The sequence below is a fragment of the Okeania sp. SIO2F4 genome (assembly GCF_010672385.1).
GTDB lineage: Bacteria > Cyanobacteriota > Cyanobacteriia > Cyanobacteriales > Microcoleaceae > Trichodesmium.
Map to the genome: position 1 here is coordinate 17,073 of NZ_JAAHGT010000050.1, position 5,224 is coordinate 22,296.

Annotated in this window: 2 protein-coding genes and 3 pseudogenes; 2 read left to right on the forward strand and 3 right to left on the reverse strand. The window is 35.2% G+C overall.

Translation table 11 applies throughout. From position 1 onward, the window contains the following. The 3 genes and pseudogenes from F6K22_RS43410 to F6K22_RS05625 all read right to left on the reverse strand — a co-directional run. A pseudogene (locus F6K22_RS43410) lies at positions 1–554 on the reverse strand (formylglycine-generating enzyme family protein); the annotation flags it as partial. A gap of 186 nt (positions 555–740) precedes the next feature. Further along, positions 741–1,598, reverse strand: a pseudogene (locus F6K22_RS43415) (protein kinase domain-containing protein); the annotation flags it as partial. 1,022 nt (positions 1,599–2,620) lie between these two features. Then, on the reverse strand, positions 2,621–3,019 hold the full coding sequence (locus F6K22_RS05625) for a KGK domain-containing protein (RefSeq protein ID WP_293094371.1): 399 nt from the start codon (positions 3,017–3,019) through the stop codon (positions 2,621–2,623). Between the two features lie 381 nt (positions 3,020–3,400). Between F6K22_RS05625 and purD the strand changes: the two genes are divergently transcribed. Next, on the forward strand, positions 3,401–4,693 hold the full coding sequence (purD, locus tag F6K22_RS05630; RefSeq protein ID WP_293094374.1) for a phosphoribosylamine--glycine ligase: 1,293 nt from the start codon (positions 3,401–3,403) through the stop codon (positions 4,691–4,693). 281 nt (positions 4,694–4,974) lie between these two features. Next, a pseudogene (locus tag F6K22_RS05635) lies at positions 4,975–5,224 on the forward strand (PAS domain-containing sensor histidine kinase); the annotation flags it as partial.

Here is a 5,224-nt window from a genome sequence, read left to right on the forward strand (position 1 = left end):
AAGCATTGGGAGGAAAAATTCCTACATTTGTTGTTTCTTGTAGATATTTACTTTTAGGAGCTTTGCCATAAGTATAGTTGCCATTGTAGTTAGCTAACTCAGACGTTATAGTTTCTCCAAAATAAAAGGGAGTAGTTGTACCTGCACGGGCGCGCATATTCCCACTGACTCTCACTCGGCAGTCTATAAATTTTCCCGGTTTTCTCAGAGAGTCTTTGACAGAATTCTGTGGCGTTGTGCCATGTCACTTTTTCTACTGGGAAGTCTCCTCCTTTAAAGTTAGAAGGATTTTCTCCCATAATGGTTTGGTATTGGTTTTGAGTAATAGGGTATTTACTCATATAAAAAGGTTGAATATTAACTTGATGTGGCGGACTTTCTATATTGTATTTTTCTGGTTTATATTCTGGGGAACCCATGAGAAAACTTCCCCCAGGGATATAAACCATTTCTAATTTAATATCATTACCTAAGTCTTCGATTTTTTGTCTAGCATTACCCCAAGTGCGACTGATTATTTTGCCAAAATTATTAACACTCACCACCTCAAAGGTAAATCTTTCTCCTATTTCTGATTCTGGTATGGATTTGAGAAATGTTTGTGGTGGAAAAGTTTCGTTAATAACAGGTGGTGGTGTTAACTTTTGAGATATTTGTAGTGGAGGGGTAAACTTTTTTTCTGTTGGATATGTCTGATTAATAGCCGACAAAATTTCCCCAGGATTTTGAAATCTTTTCTTAGTCGCCCCGACAATCATTTTATCCAACAAATTTCCTACTTCATCACTCACCTTTGACTTGAAATAGTCTCGCCATATCCACTCACCTTCACCCACATCGAATAATTTAAAAGGTTCGACTTCAGTTAATAAATGAATACAAGTTACGCCTAAACTATAAATATCCCTAGAAAAGGTTGCTTTTCCTATTGCTTGTTCGGGAGGAGCATATCCTTCAGAGCCAATAATAGTTCCTGTCACAGCCAAAGCAGTCTTTGTAGCAAATTTCGCTATGCCAAAATCTACTAATATAATATTATTCTCTGGCGAGCTAGAAGCTCGCACTGGATATTGATTATCATTCTTTCTCCTAATAATATTCTCTGGTTTAATATCCCGATGAATCACCTGTTGAGAATGAATAAATTCCAACACAGGCAACAAACTTTTTAACAACTCCAAAATTTTCCTTTCATCAAAAGCTCCCGACCAAGCTAATTCCTGTTGTAAAGTTTGCCCGTCAATAAATTGTTGTACTAAATATTGTCGATTATCTTGAGTAAAGTATGCCAAAAGTTCAGGAATTTGTGGATGTCTACCTAAAGTATCTAAACGTTCAGCTTCTTGAGCAAATAATAGAGTAGCTTTGGATAAATTTTCTGTTCCTTGTGCTTGAGGTAAAAATTGTTTAATTACACAAAAAGGTTTTGAGGGTTTAAATTCATCCACAGCTAGAAAAGTTCGACCAAAACCACCTCGCCCAATAATTTTTAAGGCACGATAACGTTCGGCTAAAACTATTTTTTCATCACAACTATGACAGAATATTGTTTCTGGGGGATTAGATTCTAAACAATCAGGATTTAGGCATTGAGTCATTTCAGTTATAGAGTTAGGGAATAGGGAATAGGGAATAGGGAATAGGGAATAATAAACTGTCAAAAGATTTCAGGATTTAGAAATGTCCTCATCTTTGCTTCGACTGCTATATCAGTTATCAGTTAAGTAGTTGTGCAAAATAAATTTTACAGTTGAAAGAGAGAATAGGGAATATAAAAAAGGGAACAGGGAGTCAATAGGGTGTCTAATTAATTTTTGAATAGAAATTTATAATTACCTCTAATTTGAAGAAAGTTTATTATTTCCATCTATTTCAAGAGTTAAATTTGAGCAAAATTATAGTTCGATTTCAATATGAGTTTTCAGATTCTGAAATAACCGATAATTATATTGATATTCTGTATACCTCTCTGGTCAAAAATCAATATAACTTTTGAGTCTAAGTTTGCCTTTGCAGCAATAAATATCACCAATTTTTTCTTTTTTTTTAACCAAGGATAAGTCAATAAAGAAAACAATTTATGATTTGTTTGCTTTGGCTTGATCATGTTCTATTTCTCAGGGAAGAGAATTTTTACAAAAGTTTTTTAGAGCTTTCACTAGCAGCAAATATTCTCTAATAATGATTCAGTTTCAATAGTTAAATCTGAGCTAAATTATAGTTCGATTTCAAGATGAGCTTTCGGATTCTGAAATGACTGATAATTATATTGATATTCTCCATATCTCTCTCGTAAAAAATCAATATAACTATTTCTGAAATGACGGATAATTATAGTGATATTCTGTATAGCTCTCTGGTCAAAAATCAATATAACTTTTGAGTCTAACTTTGCCTTTGCGCCAATAACTCTTACCAATTTTTACTTTATTTTTTCCCAAACAAAAATCAACAAAGAAAACAATTTATGATTTTTTTGTGATTGGTTTAATAATGTTTTGTTTCTCATATAAGAAGATTTTTACAAAAGTTTTTTATAGCTTTCACTCTGTCTAATATCATCTAATGGAGACTCCGGTTCAATAGTTAAATCTGGGCAAAATTCTAGTTCTATTTTAATTTATGATTTTGGTGGTTGCCCACGTTGAGAACTATATTGACATCCTCTATTTTCCTCTGGTAAAAAATCAACATAATTTTTGACTCTGAGTCTACCTTTTTGCCAACCACTATCACCAAGTTTTAATAGTTGGCATTCTATTTCTTCAGTCACTGATTCCCATTTGCTACTATTGAATTTTATCCCTACTTTATCTTCGACTCTAAGCCCTGTATTTAAGTTCAAAAAAACTACAAACGGGTAATTCTTGGGTTTCTGCTCCGTTGAATAAATTTTATCTTTTATTTGCTGTAAATACAATTCTTTAAATCTACCAACTATAAATGTATGTTTAAATCCATGTTGCTCAAATAACAAAACATCATCATCACTTTTAAGCAATTGAAAATTATCACTCATAATAACCAACTCATCTAAACAAGCAATTGCTATTATATCAACTTAACTACCTATCCTTATTTTTAGTCATACTTTTATACTTTATTTGAAATTTAACTTTCTTTTCTTGATAACTAATACCAAATCTAGTTATTATAGACAAATTATAAGGCGAGGCATAACATATAGCAATCCTAAATGATTTGCGAAAAAAAACTGTAGGGGTTTGGTCTCCAAACCCAAACCAAAATGGGATTTGGAAACCAAACCTCTACGAGAAAATATTACAATCTGTTTAAGATTACTATAGATATCTATAAATCAGCTTTTTTAAATCAGATTTAGCACAAAGCCTTCTTACTTCTTCCTTGTAAAAACAATAATTCAAACAACAAAAAAAACGTGAAAATATTAATAGTAGGTAACGGCGGTAGAGAACACGCGATCGCCTGGAAACTATCCCACTCTCCCCAAGTTCAACAAATATTCTGTACCCCAGGTAACGGTGGTACAGCCACCCAAGCAAAATGTCAAAATATACCCATCCCAGTTACAGACTTCCCAGCCCTCAAACAACTCATCGCCGACCAAAACATCTCCCTTGTAGTTGTTGGTCCTGAAGTTCCCCTAGCCCTAGGCATTACCGACTACCTAAAACAACCCAACCTCAAAATATTTGGCCCCATCAAAGCAGGTGCCATTCTTGAAGCTAGTAAATCTTGGGCAAAAGATTTCATGGCCGAAGCAAATATTCCCACTGCCAAATCAGCCACCTTTACCAACGCCGAAACTGCCAAAGAATACATTACAGAAATTCCCATAGTCGTTAAAGCAGATGGTCTAGCTGCCGGAAAAGGAGTCACCGTAGCCACTACAATTGAAATGGCTCATAATGCCATAGATGCCATTTTCCAGGGAGAATTTGACGAAAATCACCAATCTGTGGTAATAGAAGAATTCCTCATAGGTCAAGAAATATCAGTATTAGCCCTGACCGATGGACTAACCATTCGTCCCCTATTACCAGCCCAAGACCATAAAGCAGTAGGCGAAGGAGACACAGGACCAAACACTGGAGGTATGGGTGCTTATACCCCTACTCCTATTATTAGCCCAGAACTCATGGCCGACATTCAACGAAAAGTGCTAGAACCGACTTTGACTAATTTACAAAAACGTGGTATTGATTATCGAGGTGTTGTTTATGCCGGATTAATGATTAGTCCTACAGGAGAGCCAAAAGTATTAGAATTTAACTGTAGGTTCGGCGACCCAGAAACTCAACCTATTCTCTCTCTGTTGGAAACCCCATTGGAGGAATTATTATTAGCTTGTTGCGAACAACGTTTAGCCGAGTTGCCCCCTATTAATTGGAAATCAGGAGTGGCAGTTTCTGTAGTTTTAGCTTCTGCGGGTTATCCGGAAGCTTATGAGAAAGGAAAAGTTATCTCTGGAATAGAAAAAGCTGAAGCTACTGGAGCAACTATATTTCATGCTGGAACAAAATTACATACACAAAATTTAATTACTGACGGTGGTCGTGTCTTAGGAGTAACAGCAGTGGGGGCTAATTTTATTGAAGCTAAGGTAAAAGCTTATGCTGCTGTAGATTGTATTAAATTTGAAGGAATATACTATCGCCGAGATATAGGTAGTCGGGTTTTTGGCAATTCAGAATTTATTAATCCTCAGTAAAGTTATTTTTATATCTACATACTTAGGTAAACTTTCTCGTATTGGTACATTGTAATTTTTGCGATCAAGGTATAGTCAAAGTTTCAGCCAGTATTCACTATTAGTTGGTAGTTCTACCAACTTTCCATTCCCCCTTCCCTTTCCTCACAACTAACAAAGAAATAAAATAAATAAAATCAATATAACCTTTCAGGCATTCCTAACTACCCTAGTTAATATAGGATAGAGTCGAGAAGTAATTTTAACTTTTGACTTTTAACTTTTAATTTTTGACTTTTAAAATGCTTCCCCTCCTAAAAAAAATCGGAGAAATAATTGCTAACTGGTGGTCTGAGTTTACCCTCCAGACTAAACTCATGGCAGTTATCACCCTAATAGTATCTTTGCTAATGAGCAGCTTCAGCTTTTGGGCAGTAAATGCTATTCAAGAAGATGCTCGCCTCAATGACACTCGTTATGGTCGAGACCTGGGTCTATTATTAGCAGCTAATGTCGCCCCACTTGTAGCGGAAGGCGATCGCAACGAGGTGA

Excerpts from the sequence above, each read along its gene's own strand:
- F6K22_RS05625 (WP_293094371.1), bottom strand. The coding sequence starts at position 3,019 with ATGAGTGATAATTTTCAATTGCTTAAAAGTGATGATGATGTTTTGTTA.